This window comes from Mesorhizobium sp. M0052, from assembly GCF_040323255.1.
Classification (GTDB): domain Bacteria; phylum Pseudomonadota; class Alphaproteobacteria; order Rhizobiales; family Rhizobiaceae; genus Mesorhizobium.
In genome coordinates, this window is sequence record NZ_JAMYUS010000007.1 from 153,218 (window position 1) to 172,506 (window position 19,289).

The window sequence follows — 19,289 nt, forward strand, 5'->3', positions numbered from 1 at the left end:
TGGACCAGCAGTCCACCGTTGGCGCCATCGCCTGGTCCCGCTAAGATCACCCGACGGATTTCGGAGAATCAACGATGAAAATCGATGGTGGGTGCCATTGCGGCGCCATAACTTATGAAGCAGACGTCGACCCGGAAAAGACCTCTATCTGTCATTGCACCGACTGCCAGCAACTGACCGGTACCGCCTTTCGTGTCACTGTTCCCGCGCCTGAGGATCATTATAGGATCACAAAGGGCACACCGAAGGTTTATATCAAGACGGGATCGAGCGGCGCCAAGCGTGCCCAGGCGTTCTGCGGCGACTGCGGTTCGCATCTTTACGCAACGTCGGTTGGCGACGGGCCGAAGGTCTATGGGATCAGGGCGGGGACCGCGCGGCAACGCGAGGATCTCGTTCCGACCCAACAGAAATGGCACCGATCGGCCCTGCACTGGCTTCCGGAATTCGAGGGCGTAAGCATCGTAGAGGCGCAGTAGCACCTGCCTCCCGGTTAAACGCGGCCCAAACCAGCCAATAATGTGCTAGGCTACCCATCAAACGGATGGCGGGGGATAGCAATGTCGGAAACGGACAAAGTGTTTGCCGGCTCGATTCCGGAAAACTACGACCGCTACATGGTGCCGCTGATCTTCGAGCCGTTCGCCGCGGATTTGGCACGACGGGCAGCGTCCTTGTCGCCCGGCGCCGTCCTGGAAGTCGCCGCCGGCACCGGCGTTGTTACCCGCGCATTGGCTCCAAAACTGTCTCCCGGCGCAAGCTATATCGTGACCGACCTCAACCAGCCTATGCTCGACTACGCGGCCTCGCGACAAGCTCCCGACAGTCGCATACAATGGCGTCAGGCGGATGCTCTGGCGCTGCCGTTCGAAGATGCGGCTTTCGATCTCGTTTGCTGTCAGTTCGGCGCGATGTTCTTTCCCGACCGAGCCGCCGGCTATCGCGAAGCAAAGCGGGTCCTGAAGACCGGCGGCCATTTCCTGTTCAACGTGTGGGATCGCATTGAAGAGAATGTATTCGCCAGTGATGTGACGAATGCTCTTGCGGAGATTTTTCCGAACGATCCGCCCCGCTTTCTCGCCCGCACGCCGCACGGCTACAATGACACTGCATTGATCCGCGGCGAGTTGGAAGCCGCAGGTTTCTCCCGTGTGGTGATCGACACGAGGGCCGAACAAAGCCGTGCCTCCTCGCCGCGCCTTCCGGCGGTTGCCTATTGCCAGGGAACTCCGCTTCGCAACGAAATCGAGGCCAGAGGAAAACTGGAAGCCGCAACCGATCACGCCGCGTCCGTGATTGCAGCCAGACACGGCAGCGGCGAGGTTGCGGCCAAGATCCAGGCGCACGTGATGGTGGCTACGGTCTAATGCATGTTGCCCAGAAGTGAGCCGCGGTTCTGGGACAACGACATTCATCAAAACAAAGACTTAAAGCGCGTCGTATGAATCCGTTTCAGCGCGACGCACTTTAATCGTCGCCTTCGACGACACGTAGCCTGAGCTGCCCCGTCTTGGAATCCGCCACCCGCACCCCGGCTTCGGCCTTGGCGGGTCCGCCACCGCGCACTTCGGCTTCGTTTTCGCCAAACTCCAGCGCTTCGATCTTTTGGCCGCGCTTGGTCACCTTCGACGTCGACACCAGTATCTCGTCGATATCCTTGGCCGACTGGCCAAAATGCGTCTGCAACCGGCGCACGCGTTCGTCGACGCGCGCGACGTCCTCCATCAGCCGGATCACCTCGCCCTGGATCAGATGCGCCTGTTCGCGCATGCGGGCGTCCTTGAGGATGGCCTGGATGACCTGGATCGACAGCATCAAAAGCGACGGTGAGACGATGATGACACGCGCCCGGTGCGCCTTCTGGACCACGGCGTCGAAATTCTCGTGGATTTCGGCGAACACCGATTCGGACGGCACGAACATGAAGGCGGTGTCCTGCGTCTCGCCCTGGATCAGGTATTTTTCCGAGATATCGCGGACGTGAATTTCGATGTCGCGGCGGAAAGCCTGGGCCGCGATCTTCTGGTGTTCGGCGCCATCGGCGGCGCGGATGGCGTTCCAGGCTTCCAGCGGAAACTTGGCGTCGATGGCAAGCTGCGGCGCACCGTTCGGCATCCTGACCAGGCAGTCGGGACGGCTGCCGTTTGACAGCGTTGCCTGGAACTCGTAGGCGCCCATCGGAAGGCCGTCGGCGACGATCGCCTCCATGCGCGACTGGCCGAAGGCGCCGCGCGTCTGCTTGTTGCACAGGATCGCCTGCAATTGCACGACCTGGCCGGCCAGCGACTGAATGTTGCCTTGCGCGGTGTCGATGACCGCCAGCCGTTCCTGCAGTTTGGCGAGGCTCTCATGCGTCGATTTGGTCTGTTCGGTCATGGTTTGACCGAGCCTGCCGGTCATGGCGTCGAGGCGCTGGCCGATCGACTGGTTGAGTTCGGCCTGCCTTGCGCCGAACACGTCGGCGATGGCGCCCATGCGGCCCTGCATCTCGGCCTGGCTTTGCAAAATGCCGGCCATCCGCGCCTCGGCGTCGCGGGCGTGGTCGGCGGCTTCCGCCGCGGCGATGGTGCGCGCCTTGGCCGATCGCCACAGCGCCACGACAAGCGCCAGGAACAGGCCGAGAAACACCAGCGCGCCGAGGGCCAGTGCATGGCCGAGCGTGATCGTCGTGGCGCCAAGCCGGGCAACGGGTTCGGAAAGGATGGTGCTCAGGTCGTTCATCCCGCCAGCATAGCCGATTCGCAGACCTGGCACAGATCAAAACGTGAACGAGACCGATTCGCACCGGTTGACGCTTCTCCTGCGACGTTTTAGGTGAGGCGCCATGTCGATCAAGCCGCTCATCATCCTTCCCGATCCCATCCTGCGCCAGGTTTCCAAACCAGTCGAACGCGTCGACGCGCCTTTGCGCAAACTGGCCGACGACATGCTGGCGACGATGTATGATGCGCCGGGCATCGGTTTGGCCGCAATCCAGATCGGCGAGCCGCTGCGCATGCTGGTCATCGACCTCGCCAAAGAAGACGAGCCGCCGGCGCCGCATGTCTTCATCAATCCCGAAATCCTCGAAAGCGCCGACGCCCGCTCGGTCTACGAGGAAGGCTGCCTGTCGATCCCGGACTATTACGCCGAGGTCGAGCGTCCCGCCTCGGTGCGCGTGAAATATCTCGACCGCGACGGCAAGCTGCAGGAGATCGAGGCCGAAGGCCTGATGGCGACTTGCCTGCAGCACGAGATCGACCATCTCAACGGTGTGCTGTTCATCGACCACATCTCGAAGCTGAAGCGCGACATGGTGGTCAAGAAGTTCAAGAAGCTCGCCAAGGACAAGGCGCCGGGCAAGCTGGTGGGATAGGCCCTGCTTTCGGCGACTCGCACAAAATCCCGTCTCGACCCGCCCCTATTGAGAGACGCTTCCTAGCGTGATATCATTGATATCAGACTGGAGACTCAGATGGGCGATATGTTGATCAGAGATATTCCCGAGCCGTTGAAGCGTGAAATCGAGCATGCGGCACGCAAGGGCGGCCAAAGCCTCTCGATCAAGGCGATCGATTTATTGCGAAAAGGCATGGTTGCGGAAAAAGAAGGCAAGGCCGAGCCTGGACTCACGGCTTGGGATGCGATTCGCGCTGCCTTCGCCTCGGAAAATGCAATCAGCGACGAATTTGCGCAGATGATGGATGAGATCGAAGCGGAACGGAAACGCGACTTTGGCCGCACCATTGAGAATTTCGAGTGATAATCCTCGATACCAATGTCGTCTCGGAAGCGAGCCGGCCCGCGCCCGATCCAAACGTCGCTAAGTGGTTTCGCAGACAGGACCTGCTCGACCTCTATCTCTGCGGTCCTGTTGTCATGGAGCAGTCCTTTGGAGCCGAAAGGTTTCTCAACAAGACCGGCTCGGACCGCCACGTCCGTGCACTTGACCACCTGGTTTCGAAGCAGTTTTCGGGACGTGTCGTCGAATTTGCCGGTCCCATTCCCCGTCTGGCGGGCAAGCTCCGGGCAATGCGGGAAACTATCGGCCGGCCGATCAGCCTTTCCGATGCCATGATCGCTGCCATCTGCCTGTCGCACGACGCTATGCTGGCGACGCGCAATATTAAGGACTTCGAAGAGCTTGACCTCAAGATCGTAAACCCGTTTGAAGCAGACGCTTGAGCGGACTGCCGCGCGCAGAACAGGATACTGGACGAAAAATGCCGCTTCGCGTCATCTTCATGGGCACGCCGGAGTTTTCGGTGCCGGTGCTGCGCGCGATTGCCGAGGCCGGGCACGAGATAGCAGCCGTCTACACCCAGCCGCCGCGCGCCGCGGGCCGCCGCGGGCTGGAGCTGACACCGTCGCCGGTGCAGCGCGAGGCTGAGCGGCTGGGCATCGAAGTGCGCACGCCGCTGTCGCTGAAGGGCGAGGCCGAGCAAGCTGCTTTCCATGCGTTGCGTGCCGATGTCGCGGTCGTCGTCGCGTATGGTTTGCTGTTGCCGAAGGGTATTTTGGAGGCTCCGCGCCTCGGCTGCCTCAACGGCCACGCCTCGCTTTTGCCGCGTTGGCGTGGTGCAGCTCCCATCCAGCGCGCCATTATGGCCGGCGACGTCGAAACCGGCATGATGGTGATGCGCATGGAAGAGGGCCTGGACACCGGTCCGGTGGCACTGGTTGAAAAATGCGCCATAGAGCCCGACATGACCGCCGGCGATCTGCACGACCGCTTGATGAATATTGCTGCCACGCTGATGGTGGAAGCGCTGTCCCGATTGGAGACAAATACCCTGGCATCGACTTTGCAGGCGGCTGACAGGGTGACCTACGCCAGGAAAATCGATAAGTCGGAGACACGTGTGGACTGGACGCGCCCGGCTGCGGAGGTCCACAATCACATTCGCGGCCTGTCGCCATTCCCGGGCGCCTGGTGCGAGGCCGACATCGGCGGCCGCACGGAACGGCTGAAACTGCTTCGCTCGACGCTTTTGGAAGGCACGCTTTCTGAAAGCATGGGCGAGTCGGGAGGAATTCTCGATGACCGGCTGACGGTCGCCTGCGGGTCGGGCGCGGTCAGGCTGGTCGAAGTTCAACGGGCGGGCGGAAAGCCCGCTGCCGCGCAGGAGTTTCTGCGCGGGGCCAAGATCGAAAAGGGAATGAAGTTCTCATGAGCATGATGTCGATACGCGGCGCGACGCCGCGGGACCGCGAGGCCATACGCCTGGTCGAGGAACACGCATTCGGCCAGCAGGCGGAGGCCGGGCTGGTCGACGCTCTGGTCACCGGCGGCGACGCCGTTGTCGAACTGGTGGCGGAAGAAGACGGCCAGGTGGTCGGCCACATCCTGTTTTCCAGGCTGTTCGTCCAGAACGGCGGCAAGCAGTTTGCAGCCGTGGCGCTGGCGCCGTTGGCGGTGGAACCTTCGTTCCACGGCTCGGGCATTGGCGGTGCGCTGATCCGCGAGGCGCATATCCGCCTCAGGGATGGCGGCGAGACGCTCGCCGTTGTGTTGGGCGATCCGGCCTATTACGGCCGCTTCGGCTACAATCATGCGCGCGCCGAAATGTTCGAGAGCGAATATCAGGGCGAAGCGCTGCAGGCGCTGGCCTGGGGTGACGCACCCGAAAAAGGCAAACTGGTCTACGCCCAGGCCTTTACCGCACTCGCCGCCTGAACGAAGGGTGTATGCCGCGTTTTCGTCTCGATATCGAATATGACGGCAGCCTCTTCGCCGGCTGGCAACACCAGGCGGATCAGCCTTCGGTGCAGCAGGCGATAGAGCAGGCGATCGAGAAATTCTGCGGTGAGGCGGTGCGGATACGCGCCGCCGGCCGCACCGACGCCGGCGTGCATGCGACCGCCCAGGTGGCGCATGTCGACCTCGCCAAGGCATGGCCAAACGACAAGGTGCGCGACGCCGTCAACGCGCACCTGCAGGCGGCAGGCGCGCGCATCGCCATCCTGCAGGCCACGGTTGTCCCCAATGAGTTCGACGCCCGTTTCTCGGCCACCGGACGGCACTATCTCTACCGCATCCTCAACCGGCGCGCGCCTGCAGCGATGGAAAAGGGCAAGGTCTGGTGGGTGCCGAAGCGGCTCGATGCGGACGCCATGCACGAAGCGGCGAAAGTCCTGCTCGGCCGACATGACTTTACCACCTTCCGCTCGACGCAATGCCAGGCCAACAGTCCGGTGCGGACGCTGGAGCGGCTCGATGTAAGCCGCCAGGGCGACCTGATCGAAGTCAGGGCCTCGGCGCGCTCTTTCCTGCACAACCAGGTGCGCTCCATGGTCGGTTCGCTGAAACGCGTCGGCGACGGCGGCTGGACCGCCGCCGACCTCAAGGCCGCGCTCGCGGCGCAAGACCGCGCCGCCTGCGGCCAGGTGGCGCCGCCCGACGGGCTTTTTCTCGTCGGTGTAGACTATCCGGAAAAGTTCTAGGCCGGAGCGGCGGTCGGCACAGTGATGCCGAGCAGCGCCACCAGGCCGAACAAGACGGCCAGAGACACCACCAACATGCCTGCGAACACGGCACTGCCGACAGCCGCGCCCTTGCCGATCGCGGCGTTGGTCATCCGCCAGGTGAGTACCAGCGACAGCACCACCAGAACCAGCCACACCAATTCGGCAACCGGGTTGCCGGACGGCAGGAAAAGCCTGATCAGCGCTGAAGGCAGCAGCATCCAGGCGGTGATCGCTGACGCCCAGTTGCTGGCGACGACATAGTGGACGAAGCGGTCGCCGATGCCGGCGCGCGATGCGACCAGGGCAAGCACAACCAGGGGCAGCAGCCACGAGCCGAGGTCGACGGTCGCCAGGCGAACCAACATGCCCAGCCGACCTGCGAACGCATTGGGATCGCCGATCTCGTTGGCCGTGCCGACCCAGCCGACGATCATCGCCGGCGCGGCGACGACGATGGCGAAGAAGGAATTCCAGAAGCCGTCCGCCGAAAGGTCGAGCAGCCGCAAGCCGTCGGCCTTTCCGAGCATCAGCCGCCAGGCGCCGTTAAGCGATGAAGAGGTCTCGTCAACCGAAAGCATGATCAGCCCTGCTCGAACCAGTCATCGATGAAGCGCTGGTAGATTTGGGTCAGCGTCTCGAGGTCGGCCAGTGCGACGCGCTCGTCGACCATGTGCATGGTCTTGCCGACGAGGCCGAACTCGACCACCGGGCAATAGTCCTTGATGAAACGCGCATCCGAGGTTCCGCCCGAGGTGGACAGCGCCGGCTCCTTGCCGACCGTCGCCTTGATCGAGCCGCGCAGCGTCTCGATCAGCTTGTCGTCGCGCGTCAGGAAGACATGGCTCGGCCGGTCGCGCCAGATCAGCTCGTAGTCGACCGGCGTCTTGCCGGTCCGGTATTTCTTGCGCTTCGCCGCCTGGTCGAGGCGGTTATGGATCTCGGCCTGCACCGTCTCGGCAGTCCATGTGTCGTTGAAGCGGATGTTGAAGGTGGCTGTCGCCTTGGCCGGAATAACATTGGTCGCCGGGTTGCCGACATCGATCGAGGTCACTTCCAGATTGGTCGGCTGAAAATCCTTCGTGCCCTTGTCGAAGACGGGCGACAGCAAGGCGTCGACCAGGCTGATCAGGCCGCGCACCGGATTGTCGGCGAGCAATGGATAGGCGACATGGCCCTGGCGGCCGTTGACCGTGACACTGCCCGACATCGAGCCACGCCGGCCGATCTTGATCATGTCGCCGAGCGTGTCCGGATTGGTGGGCTCGCCGACGATCGCGGCGTCCCATTTCTCGCCCCTGGCCGCCGCCCAGTCGAGCAGTTTTGTCGTCCCGTTGATCGCCGGCCCCTCCTCGTCGCCGGTGATCAGCAGCGAGACCGAGCCTTTCGGACCACCCTTTTTCTCGACATGGCGCGCCACGGCGGCGATGAAACAGGCGATGCCGCCCTTCATGTCGACGGCGCCGCGGCCGTACATTTCGCCCCTGGCGATCTCGGCGGCAAAGGGCGGATGCGTCCACGACGCCTCGTCGCCCGCCGGCACCACGTCGGTATGGCCGGCAAACATCAGATGCGGCCCATTGCCGGAGCGGCGCGCGTAGAGGTTCTCGATGTCGGGGGTGCCGTCTTCGGAAAACACCGGGCGTTCGACGAAAAAGCCGAGCGGCTTCAGCATGCCTTCCAGGGCAGCCAGCGCGCCGCCCTCGGCGGGCGTTACGGAGGCGCAGCGTATGAGGGTCGCGAGGTTGGCGGCGGGATCGGTCGGCAGTTTCATGGGCAAAGCGATAGTCGAAAGCGAAAGGCCTGTCACGGCCAGAGATGATGACCGGTCCTGCCGCCGACATTATGGTTTTCATGTCGTATAGTGCAGGCCAACACGAGATAATCGCATGGCCAACGCCGAAAAAACCATCGTCATTGCCGGCGCCGGCAGCATCGGCTGCTATGTCGGCGGTTGCCTGGCGCTGGCCGGACGCAAGGTGTTGTTTTTGGCGCGGCCAGGCATAGCGACGGCCTTGCTGGACGGTGGCCTGCGCATCACCGATCTCGATGGTCGCGACCGATCCATGCGGCCGGAGTCCGTCACCACCGATCCCGCCGCTGCCCTCGCCAGCGCCGACGTGGTGCTGGTGACGGTCAAGAACGGCGCTACCGAGGAGATGGCGTCGCTTGTTGCCGGACATGCGCGCGGCGATGTCGTGGTGGTCAGCCTGCAGAACGGCGTCGGCAATGCCGACCGGTTACGCGCCGGGCTCGGTGGACGGACTGTGCTCGCCGGCATGGTGCCGTTCAATGTCGTCCAGTCGGCCATAGGCAATTTGCCGCTTCACGTGCATCGCGCCAGCGACGGCAAGGTCATGATCGAAGATGGCGTGACCGGCCTTGCCGGCCTTCTCGGTGTCGAAGGGCTTGGCGTGGAAACCCATCCCGACATGAAAGCCGTTCAGTGGGGCAAGCTGCTGATCAACCTCAACAACGCGCTTGTCGCCTTGTCCGGCCTGCCGCTGGCGAGCGAACTTGCCGACCGCCGCTGGCGGCGGATCCTGGCCGGTCAGATCGACGAGGCCCTGGCGGCGATGAAGGCGTTACATATCGCGCCGGCGCGAATCGGCGGCTTGCATCCCGTCCTGCTGCCGAAACTGCTCCGGCTGCCGGACTGGCTGTTCCGGCTGGTCGCCCGCCGCATGCTCGCCATCGACCCGCAGGCGCGTTCGTCGATGTGGGACGACCTCCAGCGTGGTCGGCCGACCGAGATCGGTGACCTGCAGGGGGCCGTCCTGAGCCTCGCCGAAAAGGCCGGCACGCCGGCGCCTCTGCTGAAGCGGGTCACCGCGCTGGTGCGGCAGGCCGAGCGGGAAAAGCGCGGCTCACCCGGGCTGACGCCGGAAACCGTCACTGGATAGTCTACTTGCCGCGAGCCTCGGGCCTTGGCCCGCAAAACAGGCGCGTGGGCCCGCCGCGTCACAGCTTTGGTGCGCGCCTCGGAGCCGGCGCTTTGCTCGCCGGGCCTGGCGCCGGCACGGGCTGCGCCGCCGGGTGGTTCTCGATCAGCGTGATCTTCTGCCAGATCTTGCGCGACAGGTTGGACGCCAGGTTCTCGACGTCGTTGACGCCGTCGATGACCACATCGTCATTGACGGACTGCGCAAACAGCGCCGCGATCTTGCCGGTGATCGACAGCATTTCCGAGCAATAGTCGAGGTAGCGCGCCAGGTCGGCGGCATTGGTGATGCGAGCCGGCGAATGCGCGGTCGGCCTGAAATTGGCGGACAATGCTGCCGGATCCTTGGTCAGCTGGTGCATGTCGATGACATGGATCAGCGATCTCAACCCATGCAGCTGGCGAAACACCCGCTTGCGCTTGATGCGCTCCTCGGTGCGGATCAGCGCCAGCAGGCCGAGCACGGCAAGGATCATCATGTTGATCGTGGCTTCGATGCCTTGCACCGACTGCACCGCATCGTCGGCCTGCGAGATATGGATGAGCGGCAGGATGGTGCCGACGAACAGGAAGATCAGCGCGCCGGCGGCAACAGCGGCGACGATGGCGCCGCGCAGCCACCAGATCGGCGCTTCCAGCGCCTGCGCCGCCTTGGCCAGGTCGCGCGACAGCGACACCAGTTCGGCGGCGACGCCGCGCAGGCCGGCATCGGGAAAACGCTCGGCGACGCGCTCTTCCAGCCGCTCGGCGGTGTCGATGATCAGTTTCGGATCAAGCGTGCGGTAGCGCATGGCGAGATATCCGGTCGGCGCTCATGGTTCAGCCGGCGCGTTGCTGCGTTTGCCGTAGCGGTTCGGACCGGGGTCACCGCGGAAACACGCTAGAACGATGAGAAGAATGGGGCCGATGATAAGAGAGATCAACGCGTAATAAGTCGGCTTGCCGAAATCATGAAACCGCTTTGCGGTTACCGCAAAGCTCGACCATGTCGAGATCAGCAAAACGACCCAGAACACAAGTGCCCAGTTCTGGCTGGTTGCGGTGCCGGGTTCCAGTCTCGACAACTGGTAGAGCGGGAAAAACTGTGCAAGCACCAGCAGCAGCCCGGCGAGCACGTAGGCACTTGGGCTGACGCGCCCTGAGAGGCTGAAGAAAAGCCAGGGAAGTGGTGGTGTGTTGGGCAATCTGGAGCGCTCTGGTTGCTCGGACAGGATCAATCACGCAGCAGTTCGTTGATCGAGGTTTTCGACCGGGTCTTGGCATCGACGCGCTTGACGATGACGGCGCAGTAGAGGCCAGGGCCCGGCTCGTTGTTCGGAAAGGCCTTGCCCGGCATCGAGCCGGCGACGACGACCGAATTCGGCGGCACCTCGCCATAAAACACTTCGCCGGTGGCGCGGTCGACGATCTTGGTCGACTGGCCGATGAACACACCCATTCCGAGCACCGAGCCTTCGCGCACGATGCAGCCCTCGACCACTTCGGAGCGCGCGCCGATGAAGCAATTGTCCTCGATGATGGTCGGGCCGGCCTGCATCGGCTCCAGCACCCCGCCGATGCCGACGCCGCCCGAGAGGTGCACATTCTTGCCGATCTGGGCGCAGGAGCCGACCGAGGCCCAGGTGTCGACCATGGTGCCGCTATCGACATAGGCGCCGACATTGACGAAGGACGGCATCAGCACCGCGCCCGGCGCGACATAGGCAGAACGGCGCACGATCGAAGACGGCACGGCGCGGAAGCCTGCCTTCTCGAAATCGACCGCGCTCCAGCCGTCGAACTTCGACGCCACCTTGTCCCACCAGACCGCCTGGCCGGGGCCGCCCTTGATGATCTCCATCGGATAGAGCCGGAACGAGAGCAGCACCGCCTTCTTCAGCCATTGGTTGACATGCCATTTGCCATCGGCCTGGCGCTCGGCAACGCGCACGGTGCCACGGTCGAGCAGGTCGAGTGAGGACTGGATGGCGTCGCGCGTTTCGCCCCGGGTCGCGGTCGAAATCGTGTCGCGCTCCTCGAAGGCCTTCTCGATCGTCTTTTCGAGGCTGGCCAGATCAGGCTTCGACATGAATTCGCTCCGTTACCACGCTGTTAAGGCCGTCGGACTTAACCTTGTTTTGAAAGTCGCGCGGACCCTATGTTAAGGCGTATTGGGGGTCAATCGCGCGTGCGCCATGGGACGGCGCAAGTGAACTGTTGGGACGGGTAGAAAGCATATGACTCCTATGGAAAAGGCGGGATGGACGCCGCTGCCGCATTCGGACGAGGATCTGGAGCGCTCGAAAAGCGTGCCCGACACGCCGCAGACTCGCGCCGAAACCTACCGGCTGGCCTGGAACGATCCCGACTTCATGACGCGCCGGGAGTTGCGCGCTGTGCGCTTGCAGCTTGAGCTCTTGAAGCCCGAAATGATCCTGGCCGAGCGCGGCATCCGCTCGACGGTGATCCTGTTCGGCGGCGCGCGTATTCCCGAGCCCGGCGGCGAGGCCTGGGCCGCCAAGAACGAGACGCAGAAGAAAAACCTCGAGGAAAACAGCAAATATTACGAGGAGGCGCGCAAATTCGCCCGCCTCTGCTCACAGCAATCGGCCACGTCCTACTACCGCGAATTCGTCGTCGTCACCGGTGGCGGCCCAGGCGTGATGGAGGCGGGAAATCGCGGCGCCGACGATGTCGGCGCGCCGTCGATCGGCCTCAACATCGTCCTGCCGCACGAGCAGGCGCCGAACGCCTATGTGACCCCGGAGCTGTGCTTCAACTTCCACTATTTCGCCATCCGCAAAATGCATTTCGTGATGCGCGCCAAGGCCGTCGCGGTGTTTCCGGGCGGCTTCGGCACCATGGACGAGTTCTTCGAGACGCTGACGCTGATCCAGACCGGCCGCATGGAACGCGTGCCGGTGATCCTGTTCGGCAAGGCGTTCTGGCAGCGCGCGATCGACCTCGATTTCCTGGCCGAACAAGGCACCATCACGCCCGGCGACCAGGATATCATCGACTTTGTCGACACCGCCGACGAGGCCTGGGGGATCATCAGCCGCTTCTACAAGTTGGGGGAGTAGGGGAACCGGGAATTGAGGAACTGAAGAATTGAGGAAAAGGAGGTCCGGATCGGTCTTCCTTTCACCAGTTCTATTCTTCAGCTCCTCAATTCCTCCACCCCCTCCACTATCCCCGTCAGAAACGTCGCCAGATCGTCGGTGACGAAATCGACGTCGTCCTCATTGGCCGGATCGCGTTCCCAGATTTCGGCAAAGGTCGGCTCGAAATTGCGCGGCACCACCAGCACCGTGGTCATGCCCAGTGATTTCGGCACCTCGAGGTTGCGGGCGAGATCCTCGAACATCACCGCATTGTGTCCGGTGACGGCGTGCAGTTCGGCAAACTTCTCATAGGTCTGCCGCGACGGCTTCGGCGTCAGTCCGGCGGCGACGATATCGAAAATGTCGTCGAAATGGTCGAGTATGCCGAGCTGGCGCGCGGTGCGCTCGGCGTGCCTGCGGTCGCCATTGGTGAAGATGAACTTGCGGCCGGGCAGCTGGCGGATAGCGGTGCCCAGCACCGGATCCGGCACCAGCCACGAATAGTCGATATCATGCACCTTTTCGAGAAAATCGTCGGGGTCGATGCCGTGACGCGTCATCAGCCCGTTCAGCGTCGTGCCATATTCGAGATAGAGTTCCTTCTGCAGCTTGCGCGCTTCCTCGCGCGGCAGCGTGAGCAGTTCTCCGACATAGGCCGTCATCTTGACGTCGATCTGCGAAAACAGATTCGAATGGTGCGGATAAAGCGTGTTGTCGAGGTCGAACACCCAGTCGGTGACATGGGCGAAGCGGGCGGGATCGGGCAGCGTGGTCATGGCGTCCTTATGGCATGAAATATCTGCCGTTCGAACCCCTTTCTGATGTAGAGCTTATCCACAACCTATGTGCATCTAGAGTTGTAAAAATGGGCTCACCATTCAAATTTTAGCCATCACGGAAAGGTGGCCTTCAGGGCTTGCTGGCACAGAGACGGTTCAGTGGGAGCCAGCGATGAGTCGCATAGTCTTAAAGTCCGCCGCGGTCGCATTCGGCTCGGTAGCCATCTCGCTTTTGCTGACGCTGATCATCGTTCCCGCCATGGGTTTTCCGGTCGACCGCACTGTCTGGCTGACATCGACGGTGTGCCCGCTGGCGCTCGCCTGGATCGCCTGCGCCAGCACCTTCTGGCAGAGCGACCGACTGAAAAACGCGCATCGCGATCTCGCCCGCGCGCATGCCCAGCTCGCCGCCGCGCATCGGCGCCTGTCGGCGAAGGCGAGCCGCGACGACATGACCGGCATGCTCAACCGCGAGAGCTTCTTTGCCGCGTTGGACGGCTCGCGGCGCAAATCCGATCGCGGCGCGCTGCTGATCATCGACGCCGACCATTTCAAGGCGATCAACGACAGTTTCGGCCATCTGACCGGCGATGACGCACTGGTGTTGATCGCCAGCGCCATCGAGCGCGGCGTCCGCAGCGGCGACGTGCTCGGCCGCATTGGCGGTGAGGAGTTCGGCGCCTTCCTGGTCGGCGCTACGGAAGCCGAAGCCCGGCGCGTGGCCGAGCGCATCCGCCGTGAAGTCGAGCTGGTCCGCTTTCGTCCGGTCGACGAGCGCACGGTGCCGCTGACCGTCTCGATCGGCGGCATCACCTGTGCGCAAGATGCCGATGTCTCGGACCTGATGCGCGCCGCCGACCGCCGGCTCTACGAGGCCAAGCACCGCGGCCGCAATTTGTCGATCCTCGACCGGGACATTTCCGAAGCTGCCTAGGTGTTGGTGGTGGGGCTGTTAACGGTTCGCCAACATTGTTTCCACGCAACTGCGCCGTTTACCGGGTTGTAACTCGTTTACAGGCAAGGCTTGGCACGGGAATGGCATGTCTGGCCGGTACCTGTGCCGTTCAGGGAACGCCATGCGTGGATCGAAGCCCCCATCCAGAGACGTGTCATGAGTTTCTTCATCAGGAAAATATCGCGCCGCACCATCGTGCAGGCGCTGATTGCGATGCCGGCGCTACAGCTTTTTCGCAAGCAGCCTGACAGCGACCGCCCCCCGGCCGATCCCGACGTGATCGTCGTGGTCAATGGCTGGATCCTGAAGCGGAGCGACCTGGCATGATCTTCGACAGCTATGAGGCGTTTCGAGCCTCGGATTTCAAGCCCAAGGTCTGCATTCTCGGCTCCGGGCCGGCCGGCACCACCATTGCCAGAAAGCTCGGCGCCGCCGGCATTCCGGTCGTGGTGCTGGAGGCCGGCGCACGCGAATTCAGCGACGAGTCGCAGGATTTCTACCGCGGCTCCACGGTCGGCGATCAATATTTCGATCTCGACATCACCCGGCTGCGCTTCATGGGCGGGTCGTCGAACCACTGGGCCGGCTGGTGCCGCGTGCTCGACAAGCAGGACTTTGAGCCCAAGGCATGGGCGCCGGACACCGGCTGGCCAATCGCCCGGACCGACATCGAGCCCTATCTGTCCGAGCTGCACGACATACTCGAGCTTCCCGACTTCAAGCCCGATGTGCCGATTTCAGACGACATACGCTGGGTGCAGCTGATCAAGAGCCCGGCCGTGCGCTTTGGCGAGAAATTCTCCGACGAGCTCGACAAGAGCAAGAACATAGCGCTCGTGCTCAACACCTATGCCACCGAACTTGCCGGGGACGGCAAACGAGTGACCGGCGCCAGGCTGTGGTCGAACGGCAAGGATGCCGGCGCCTTCAGCGCCGATTATTTCATCGTCTGCGCCGGCGGGCTGGAGAATTCGCGGCTGCTTCTATGGTCGAACCAGCGCTCGAATGGCGGCGTGGTGCCGAACGCCACGGCACTTGGCCGCTACTGGATGGAGCACCCGACCTTCGAGGGCGGCAATGCCATCCTGGCCGATTACAGCGAGTTCGAGGTCGATGCCGTCAACGAGGCGTTCTTCTCGCCGACGCTCGCCGCCATGGAGCGGCTGCAGATCATGAATTTCGGCATACGCCTGATCGAGACGCCCTATGCCGGCGTCAAGAGCCTGATTGCCGACCTTGCCTGCACCGCGCCCGAGGCCGCCGAATGGGTCGCCTACCAGCTCAGCCAGAACCTGCGCTGCGCCGCCCAGCTCTACGTCGCCTGGGAACAGGCGCCGCTGGCCTCGAACCATATCGAATTGTCGAAGACCGATGTCGACCGTGCCGGCGTGCCGCGCATCGAGCTGCACTGGAAGAAGTCGCCGTTGGAGCGCCGCACCATCCTCGAGGGGCTCAAGCTGTTCGGAACGACGCTGATCGAGAAGGACCTCGGCCGCGTCCGCATCATGGACTGGCTGACCAATGGCGAGGACTACCCGACGGATGAGGAACTGGCCGGCCACCACCACATGGGCGGCACGCGCATGGGCACCGATATCACCAAGAGCGTGGTCGACGCCAACTGCAAGGTGCACGGCATGGACAATCTCTATGTCGGCGGCTCGTCGGTGTTCTGCACGTCGGGCGAATGCAACCCGACGACGACAATCACCGCACTTGCCTGCCGGCTAGGCGACCATCTGACCAAAGTAATCACGGTGTGACGAAGTCATCCACGGTGTGACGAAGTCATTACCGTCTGATGTCAAAAAAGCGAACGGCGCGACAGGATTGCTGCCGGCGCTAACCATGCCTTGGTGTCGAAACCCTCGGAAATCAGCGCCAACGAGATCTCCCTCCCCCTTGTGGGGAGGATTAAGGGTGGGGATAGGTGCCGCGCAAACCCTTCAGGATTTGCTAAACCGTCGCTGGATCCAGGGTCGGCTGCCCCTTGCGGCGGGCAACGATCGCCTTGAAATCGGCGGTCCGGAACGCATCGCGCAGCACGTCGAAGGACGGCAGCACGAAATAAGCGCGCTGGAACTTGTCGATCTCGTAACCGGTGCGCATTACCGTTTCGAGGTCGAAGGGCACGTGGTGCGCGTCCGGGCTCGCGACGGCGAACTGCAATTCGGTGAACGACGACATCAGCCCGGCGCCGAAAGCTTTCAGCTTCTGGCCCTCCTCCTGTATCAGCCCGTATTCGGCGGTGTACCAGTAGAGCCGGGTGATCATCTCGTCACCGCCCAGCGCAATCACGCTCTCGGCCTTTTCGCCATACATCTGCATGAAGTCGGCAAACACCGGCTGTGTCAGGATGGGCACATGGCCGAAGAAGTCGTGGAACATGTCGGGTTCGACGATGTAGTCGAGCTCGTCCTTGGTGCGCAGCCAGTTGGTCACCGGAAAGCGCCGGTTGGCGAGATGGTCGAAGAAGGGCGCGGCCGGGATGAGGCCAGGCACGGCGACGATTTCCCAGCCGGTCAGCTTGCGCAGCCTGTCTGAGACCGCGCCGAAATCCGGGATCTTGTCGAGCAGGCCGAGTGCGGCGACGCCATCGAGATAGGAATGGTGCGCCAGCTTCTGCGTCAGCTTGGTCTGCCGGTCGCACAGCGTGCGCCACACCGCCTGTTCGTCGGCGCTGTAATCATAGCCCTGCGCCACGGTGAAATCGGAACGGCACACTGAATAGTCGCCACGCAGGCCTTGCGCCGCGCAATCACGGGCATATTCGGCAACGCTCATCGTCGTCATGGTTCTTCTCCCCTGATCGTGACACTTGAATCTGTCCGCAGAGTCTAGCGGCGGCCGGCGAGGCAATTCAGCTTTGATGATGGCTTGGGTCCATGATTTGAGGTAAAAATCACCAAGCAGAAGCTGAAAGAGAGTGAAAATGCCTCAGTTCGACGATTTCGAGATCAAGATGCTGGATGTGCTTCAGCGCGATGGACGCAAGCCCGTGTCCGAACTGGCGCAGGAGATCGGCCTGTCGACGACGCCTTGCGCCCGCCGCTTCGAGGCGCTGCAGGAGGCCGGCATCATCAAGGGCTTTGCCGCCGTGCTCAACCGCCGCGCCGTCGGCCTGATGGTCGAGGTGTTCATCCAGGTGCGGCTCACCAGCCACAGCGACGGTTCGCCCGAAACCTTCATCGCCGCCGTGCAACGCATGGACGAAGTGTCGTCATGCTGGACGATGACCGGCGACCACGATTTCCTGCTGCACGTCATGGTGCCGTCGGTCGACGAACTCAACGCCTTCGTCATGCACCGCCTGATGCGCCTTGCCGGCGTGCGCGACGTTCACACCCAGCTGGTGCTGCAGAACATCAAGGGCCCGGGCCACGTGCCGCTCGCCCACCTCAGGCGGTAGGACACGCACCGCCATTTCTGCGGAAAAGCTGCACGCAAACTGCTGAACGGAGCCCAAATGCGAAACTGAAACGCCGGCTACGCCATGCGGACCGTCGCTCAAAGGTCCGTCATGAACATCGTGCTGATCAATCCGCCGCACACCGCCATCGGCAGCCGCGTGCCCGATGACCATCTGCCACCGCTCGGCCTGCTGGCACTGGGCGGCCCGCTTATCGACGCCGGCCATAAAGTCCGGCTGGTCGATGCCGAATTCGGGCCGATGCCGTTGGAAACTCTGGTGCGCGATGCGCTCAGCGGCCAGCCCCCCGATTGCATCCTGATCGGCCACTCCGGCTCGACCTCGGCGCATCCCACCGCGCTCGCGATCGCCCGCATGGTCAAGGCGCTCGAGCCGGCGACGCTGGTGATCTATGGCGGCGTGTTCCCGACCTATCACTGGCGCGACATATTGGCGGCGAGCGATGTCTTCGACTTCATCGTGCGCGGCGAGGGCGAGGCAACCATCCTTGCCCTGGTCGTGGCACTGGACAATCGCCGGCCGCTGGGCGATGTCGCGGGTATCGCCTATCGCGACGATCTCGGCCGCCCCTTCGCGACGCGGCCGGCCGGGACCACTGCCAATCTGGACGAGTACCGCGTCAGCTGGGAGCTGATCGATCACCGCCGCTACAGCTATTGGGGCGGCAAGCGCGCCGTGGTTATGCAGTTTTCGCGGGGCTGCCCGCATCTGTGCAACTATTGTGGCCAACGTGGTTTCTGGACCCGCTGGCGGCATCGCGACCCCAAGAAATTTGCGCAGGAGATTGCCTGGCTGTACCGCCAGCACGGCGTCGAACTGATCAACCTCGCCGACGAAAACCCGACCGTGTCGAAGAAGGTTTGGCGCGCCCTTCTCGATGCGCTGATCGCCGAGAACGTGCCGGTGCTGATCGTCGGCTCGACCCGGGCCGACGACATCGTGCGCGATGCCGACATCCTGCACCTCCATCGCAAGGCCGGCGTCATCCGCTGGCTGCTCGGCATGGAAAACACCGACGAACAGACGCTTCAATTGATCCGCAAGGGCGGCAGCACCTCATCCGACCGCGAGGCGATCCGGCTGCTCCGCCAGCATGGCATACTGTCCATGGCGACCTGGGTGGCCGGGTTCGAGGATGAGACCTTTCGCGATCTGTGGCGCGGCTTTCGCCAGCTGCTTGCCTACGACCCCGACCAGATCCAGGCGCTCTATGTCACGCCGCACCGCTGGACGCCGTTCTTCCGCATTGCCAGGGACCGCAAGGTGATCCAGACGGATGCCCGGCTGTGGGACTACAAGCACCAGGTGCTGCAGATGACCCGGCTGAAACCGTGGATGCTGTTCTTCTCGGTGAAGCTGATCGAGGTCGCGGTGCAGTCGCGGCCGAAGGCGCTGGCGCGCATTCTCTTCCACCCCGATCCCGAACAGCGCCATTCGATGCGCTGGTACACGCAAATGGGCCGCCGCGTGTGGTTCCGCGAGGTCTGGGGTTTTCTGGCCCGCAACCGCCGCATCAAGGATGGTCCGACGCTGGCTGAGTTCTGGGGCGCGCCGCAGGATGCCGATGAGGAATCCATGGTCGTCATGCGCCCGCCGCTCAAGCCGGCCGAAGCGGCTGTCGCGATCTCGGCCGGCACCTGACCGGCTCGCTGCCATT

23 protein-coding genes are annotated in these 19,289 nt (G+C 63.2%); 15 read left to right on the top strand and 8 right to left on the bottom strand.

What is annotated here, in order from left to right:
* Positions 1 to 74: 74 nt before the first annotated feature.
* Positions 75 to 479, top strand: a complete 405-nt coding sequence (locus NKJ77_RS11635) for a GFA family protein (protein WP_023673210.1) — start codon at positions 75 to 77, stop codon at positions 477 to 479.
* Positions 480 to 560: 81 nt separating this feature from the next.
* Positions 561 to 1,367 (top strand): class I SAM-dependent methyltransferase, encoded by an 807-nt coding sequence (locus tag NKJ77_RS11640; RefSeq protein ID WP_023832246.1) that lies wholly within the window; start codon positions 561 to 563, stop codon positions 1,365 to 1,367.
* A 100-nt stretch (positions 1,368 to 1,467) separates the two neighbouring features.
* Here NKJ77_RS11640 and NKJ77_RS11645 read toward each other — a convergent pair whose 3' ends face one another.
* Complete coding sequence (locus NKJ77_RS11645) at positions 1,468 to 2,721, bottom strand: DNA recombination protein RmuC (RefSeq protein WP_023825811.1); 1,254 nt, start codon at positions 2,719 to 2,721, stop codon at positions 1,468 to 1,470.
* Positions 2,722 to 2,824: 103 nt separating this feature from the next.
* Between NKJ77_RS11645 and def the strand changes: the two genes are divergently transcribed.
* The 6 genes from def to truA all read left to right on the top strand — a co-directional run bounded on the left by def (position 2,825) and on the right by truA (position 6,423).
* A complete protein-coding gene (gene def / locus NKJ77_RS11650) occupies positions 2,825 to 3,355 on the top strand; it encodes a peptide deformylase (protein WP_023673213.1) in 531 nt (176 codons plus the stop codon).
* 99 nt (positions 3,356 to 3,454) lie between these two features.
* The gene (locus tag NKJ77_RS11655; protein WP_023696043.1) at positions 3,455 to 3,742 is read left to right on the top strand and encodes a hypothetical protein; all 288 of its coding nucleotides are present in this window, start codon (positions 3,455 to 3,457) and stop codon (positions 3,740 to 3,742) included.
* Complete coding sequence (locus NKJ77_RS11660; protein ID WP_023732763.1) at positions 3,739 to 4,164, top strand: type II toxin-antitoxin system VapC family toxin; 426 nt, start codon at positions 3,739 to 3,741, stop codon at positions 4,162 to 4,164. The genes NKJ77_RS11655 and NKJ77_RS11660 overlap by 4 nt, the downstream gene beginning before the upstream one ends.
* Positions 4,165 to 4,202: 38 nt before the next feature.
* On the top strand, positions 4,203 to 5,153 hold the full coding sequence (gene fmt, locus NKJ77_RS11665) for a methionyl-tRNA formyltransferase (RefSeq protein ID WP_023805804.1): 951 nt from the start codon (positions 4,203 to 4,205) through the stop codon (positions 5,151 to 5,153).
* A complete protein-coding gene (locus tag NKJ77_RS11670; RefSeq protein WP_023748255.1) occupies positions 5,150 to 5,656 on the top strand; it encodes a GNAT family N-acetyltransferase in 507 nt (168 codons plus the stop codon). The genes fmt and NKJ77_RS11670 overlap by 4 nt, the downstream gene beginning before the upstream one ends.
* A gap of 11 nt (positions 5,657 to 5,667) precedes the next feature.
* Positions 5,668 to 6,423, top strand: coding sequence for a tRNA pseudouridine(38-40) synthase TruA (truA, locus tag NKJ77_RS11675; protein ID WP_023681338.1), 756 nt, complete (start codon positions 5,668 to 5,670; stop codon positions 6,421 to 6,423).
* Here truA and NKJ77_RS11680 read toward each other — a convergent pair.
* Positions 6,420 to 7,025, bottom strand: coding sequence for a hypothetical protein (locus NKJ77_RS11680; protein ID WP_023681339.1), 606 nt, complete (start codon positions 7,023 to 7,025; stop codon positions 6,420 to 6,422). The two genes, truA and NKJ77_RS11680, sit on opposite strands and share 4 nt — an antisense overlap.
* Before the next feature lie 2 nt (positions 7,026 to 7,027).
* Complete coding sequence (dapE, locus tag NKJ77_RS11685) at positions 7,028 to 8,218, bottom strand: succinyl-diaminopimelate desuccinylase (RefSeq protein ID WP_023832247.1); 1,191 nt, start codon at positions 8,216 to 8,218, stop codon at positions 7,028 to 7,030.
* 115 nt (positions 8,219 to 8,333) lie between these two features.
* Between dapE and NKJ77_RS11690 the strand changes: the two genes are divergently transcribed.
* Entirely contained in the window at positions 8,334 to 9,347 is a 1,014-nt protein-coding gene (locus tag NKJ77_RS11690; RefSeq protein ID WP_023832248.1) for a 2-dehydropantoate 2-reductase, read from the top strand.
* A gap of 58 nt (positions 9,348 to 9,405) precedes the next feature.
* Here the strand turns inward: NKJ77_RS11690 and NKJ77_RS11695 are convergent, their stop codons facing one another.
* From NKJ77_RS11695 to dapD, 3 genes are read right to left on the bottom strand one after another with little or no spacing between them, the layout of a single operon-like run.
* Positions 9,406 to 10,176, bottom strand: a complete 771-nt coding sequence (locus tag NKJ77_RS11695; RefSeq protein ID WP_023673220.1) for a hypothetical protein — start codon at positions 10,174 to 10,176, stop codon at positions 9,406 to 9,408.
* Positions 10,177 to 10,197: 21 nt separating this feature from the next.
* Positions 10,198 to 10,602, bottom strand: a complete 405-nt coding sequence (locus NKJ77_RS11700) for a DUF805 domain-containing protein (RefSeq protein ID WP_081725464.1) — start codon at positions 10,600 to 10,602, stop codon at positions 10,198 to 10,200.
* Complete coding sequence (gene dapD, locus NKJ77_RS11705) at positions 10,599 to 11,453, bottom strand: 2,3,4,5-tetrahydropyridine-2,6-dicarboxylate N-succinyltransferase (RefSeq protein WP_023673222.1); 855 nt, start codon at positions 11,451 to 11,453, stop codon at positions 10,599 to 10,601. The genes NKJ77_RS11700 and dapD overlap by 4 nt, the downstream gene beginning before the upstream one ends.
* Before the next feature lie 148 nt (positions 11,454 to 11,601).
* Between dapD and NKJ77_RS11710 the strand changes: the two genes are divergently transcribed.
* Positions 11,602 to 12,447 (top strand): LOG family protein, encoded by an 846-nt coding sequence (locus tag NKJ77_RS11710; protein ID WP_023681343.1) that lies wholly within the window; start codon positions 11,602 to 11,604, stop codon positions 12,445 to 12,447.
* Between the two features lie 77 nt (positions 12,448 to 12,524).
* On the opposite strand, the gene NKJ77_RS11715 is transcribed toward NKJ77_RS11710, so the two are convergent.
* Positions 12,525 to 13,244 (bottom strand): pyrimidine 5'-nucleotidase, encoded by a 720-nt coding sequence (locus tag NKJ77_RS11715; RefSeq protein WP_023687469.1) that lies wholly within the window; start codon positions 13,242 to 13,244, stop codon positions 12,525 to 12,527.
* Positions 13,245 to 13,419: 175 nt separating this feature from the next.
* Between NKJ77_RS11715 and NKJ77_RS11720 the strand changes: the two genes are divergently transcribed.
* The 3 genes from NKJ77_RS11720 (at position 13,420) to NKJ77_RS11730 (ending at position 15,965) form a co-directional block, all read left to right on the top strand.
* A complete protein-coding gene (locus NKJ77_RS11720) occupies positions 13,420 to 14,181 on the top strand; it encodes a GGDEF domain-containing protein (protein ID WP_023681345.1) in 762 nt (253 codons plus the stop codon).
* 177 nt (positions 14,182 to 14,358) lie between these two features.
* On the top strand, positions 14,359 to 14,529 hold the full coding sequence (locus NKJ77_RS11725; protein ID WP_023805802.1) for a hypothetical protein: 171 nt from the start codon (positions 14,359 to 14,361) through the stop codon (positions 14,527 to 14,529).
* Positions 14,526 to 15,965: a GMC oxidoreductase gene (locus NKJ77_RS11730; RefSeq protein ID WP_023832249.1), complete on the top strand. Its 1,440-nt coding sequence runs from the start codon at positions 14,526 to 14,528 to the stop codon at positions 15,963 to 15,965. The genes NKJ77_RS11725 and NKJ77_RS11730 overlap by 4 nt, the downstream gene beginning before the upstream one ends.
* A gap of 193 nt (positions 15,966 to 16,158) precedes the next feature.
* Here the strand turns inward: NKJ77_RS11730 and phhA are convergent, their stop codons facing one another.
* Complete coding sequence (gene phhA / locus NKJ77_RS11735; RefSeq protein WP_023687466.1) at positions 16,159 to 16,995, bottom strand: phenylalanine 4-monooxygenase; 837 nt, start codon at positions 16,993 to 16,995, stop codon at positions 16,159 to 16,161.
* A gap of 139 nt (positions 16,996 to 17,134) precedes the next feature.
* Between phhA and NKJ77_RS11740 the strand changes: the two genes are divergently transcribed.
* Together NKJ77_RS11740 and bchE are read left to right on the top strand one after the other, a co-directional pair.
* Positions 17,135 to 17,611: an Lrp/AsnC family transcriptional regulator gene (locus NKJ77_RS11740; protein ID WP_023687465.1), complete on the top strand. Its 477-nt coding sequence runs from the start codon at positions 17,135 to 17,137 to the stop codon at positions 17,609 to 17,611.
* 111 nt (positions 17,612 to 17,722) lie between these two features.
* Complete coding sequence (gene bchE, locus NKJ77_RS11745) at positions 17,723 to 19,273, top strand: magnesium-protoporphyrin IX monomethyl ester anaerobic oxidative cyclase (protein ID WP_352535274.1); 1,551 nt, start codon at positions 17,723 to 17,725, stop codon at positions 19,271 to 19,273.
* Positions 19,274 to 19,289: the final 16 nt, after the last annotated feature.

What these genes read in the sequence shown, in the direction of transcription:
- dapE (WP_023832247.1), bottom strand. Translation starts at nt 8,218, where the DNA reads ATGAAACTGCCGACCGATCCCGCCGCCAACCTCGCGACCCTCATACGC.
- NKJ77_RS11725 (WP_023805802.1), top strand. Translation starts at nt 14,359, where the DNA reads ATGAGTTTCTTCATCAGGAAAATATCGCGCCGCACCATCGTGCAGGCG.
- NKJ77_RS11720 (WP_023681345.1), top strand. Translation starts at nt 13,420, where the DNA reads ATGAGTCGCATAGTCTTAAAGTCCGCCGCGGTCGCATTCGGCTCGGTA.
- NKJ77_RS11730 (WP_023832249.1), top strand. Translation starts at nt 14,526, where the DNA reads ATGATCTTCGACAGCTATGAGGCGTTTCGAGCCTCGGATTTCAAGCCC.
- NKJ77_RS11640 (WP_023832246.1), top strand. Translation starts at nt 561, where the DNA reads ATGTCGGAAACGGACAAAGTGTTTGCCGGCTCGATTCCGGAAAACTAC.
- NKJ77_RS11690 (WP_023832248.1), top strand. Translation starts at nt 8,334, where the DNA reads ATGGCCAACGCCGAAAAAACCATCGTCATTGCCGGCGCCGGCAGCATC.
- bchE (WP_352535274.1), top strand. Translation starts at nt 17,723, where the DNA reads ATGAACATCGTGCTGATCAATCCGCCGCACACCGCCATCGGCAGCCGC.
- NKJ77_RS11710 (WP_023681343.1), top strand. Translation starts at nt 11,602, where the DNA reads ATGACTCCTATGGAAAAGGCGGGATGGACGCCGCTGCCGCATTCGGAC.
- NKJ77_RS11655 (WP_023696043.1), top strand. Translation starts at nt 3,455, where the DNA reads ATGGGCGATATGTTGATCAGAGATATTCCCGAGCCGTTGAAGCGTGAA.
- NKJ77_RS11680 (WP_023681339.1), bottom strand. Translation starts at nt 7,025, where the DNA reads ATGCTTTCGGTTGACGAGACCTCTTCATCGCTTAACGGCGCCTGGCGG.
- def (WP_023673213.1), top strand. Translation starts at nt 2,825, where the DNA reads ATGTCGATCAAGCCGCTCATCATCCTTCCCGATCCCATCCTGCGCCAG.
- phhA (WP_023687466.1), bottom strand. Translation starts at nt 16,995, where the DNA reads ATGACGACGATGAGCGTTGCCGAATATGCCCGTGATTGCGCGGCGCAA.
- dapD (WP_023673222.1), bottom strand. Translation starts at nt 11,453, where the DNA reads ATGTCGAAGCCTGATCTGGCCAGCCTCGAAAAGACGATCGAGAAGGCC.
- fmt (WP_023805804.1), top strand. Translation starts at nt 4,203, where the DNA reads ATGCCGCTTCGCGTCATCTTCATGGGCACGCCGGAGTTTTCGGTGCCG.
- NKJ77_RS11695 (WP_023673220.1), bottom strand. Translation starts at nt 10,176, where the DNA reads ATGCGCTACCGCACGCTTGATCCGAAACTGATCATCGACACCGCCGAG.
- NKJ77_RS11740 (WP_023687465.1), top strand. Translation starts at nt 17,135, where the DNA reads ATGCCTCAGTTCGACGATTTCGAGATCAAGATGCTGGATGTGCTTCAG.
- NKJ77_RS11670 (WP_023748255.1), top strand. Translation starts at nt 5,150, where the DNA reads ATGAGCATGATGTCGATACGCGGCGCGACGCCGCGGGACCGCGAGGCC.
- truA (WP_023681338.1), top strand. Translation starts at nt 5,668, where the DNA reads ATGCCGCGTTTTCGTCTCGATATCGAATATGACGGCAGCCTCTTCGCC.
- NKJ77_RS11645 (WP_023825811.1), bottom strand. Translation starts at nt 2,721, where the DNA reads ATGAACGACCTGAGCACCATCCTTTCCGAACCCGTTGCCCGGCTTGGC.
- NKJ77_RS11635 (WP_023673210.1), top strand. Translation starts at nt 75, where the DNA reads ATGAAAATCGATGGTGGGTGCCATTGCGGCGCCATAACTTATGAAGCA.
- NKJ77_RS11715 (WP_023687469.1), bottom strand. Translation starts at nt 13,244, where the DNA reads ATGACCACGCTGCCCGATCCCGCCCGCTTCGCCCATGTCACCGACTGG.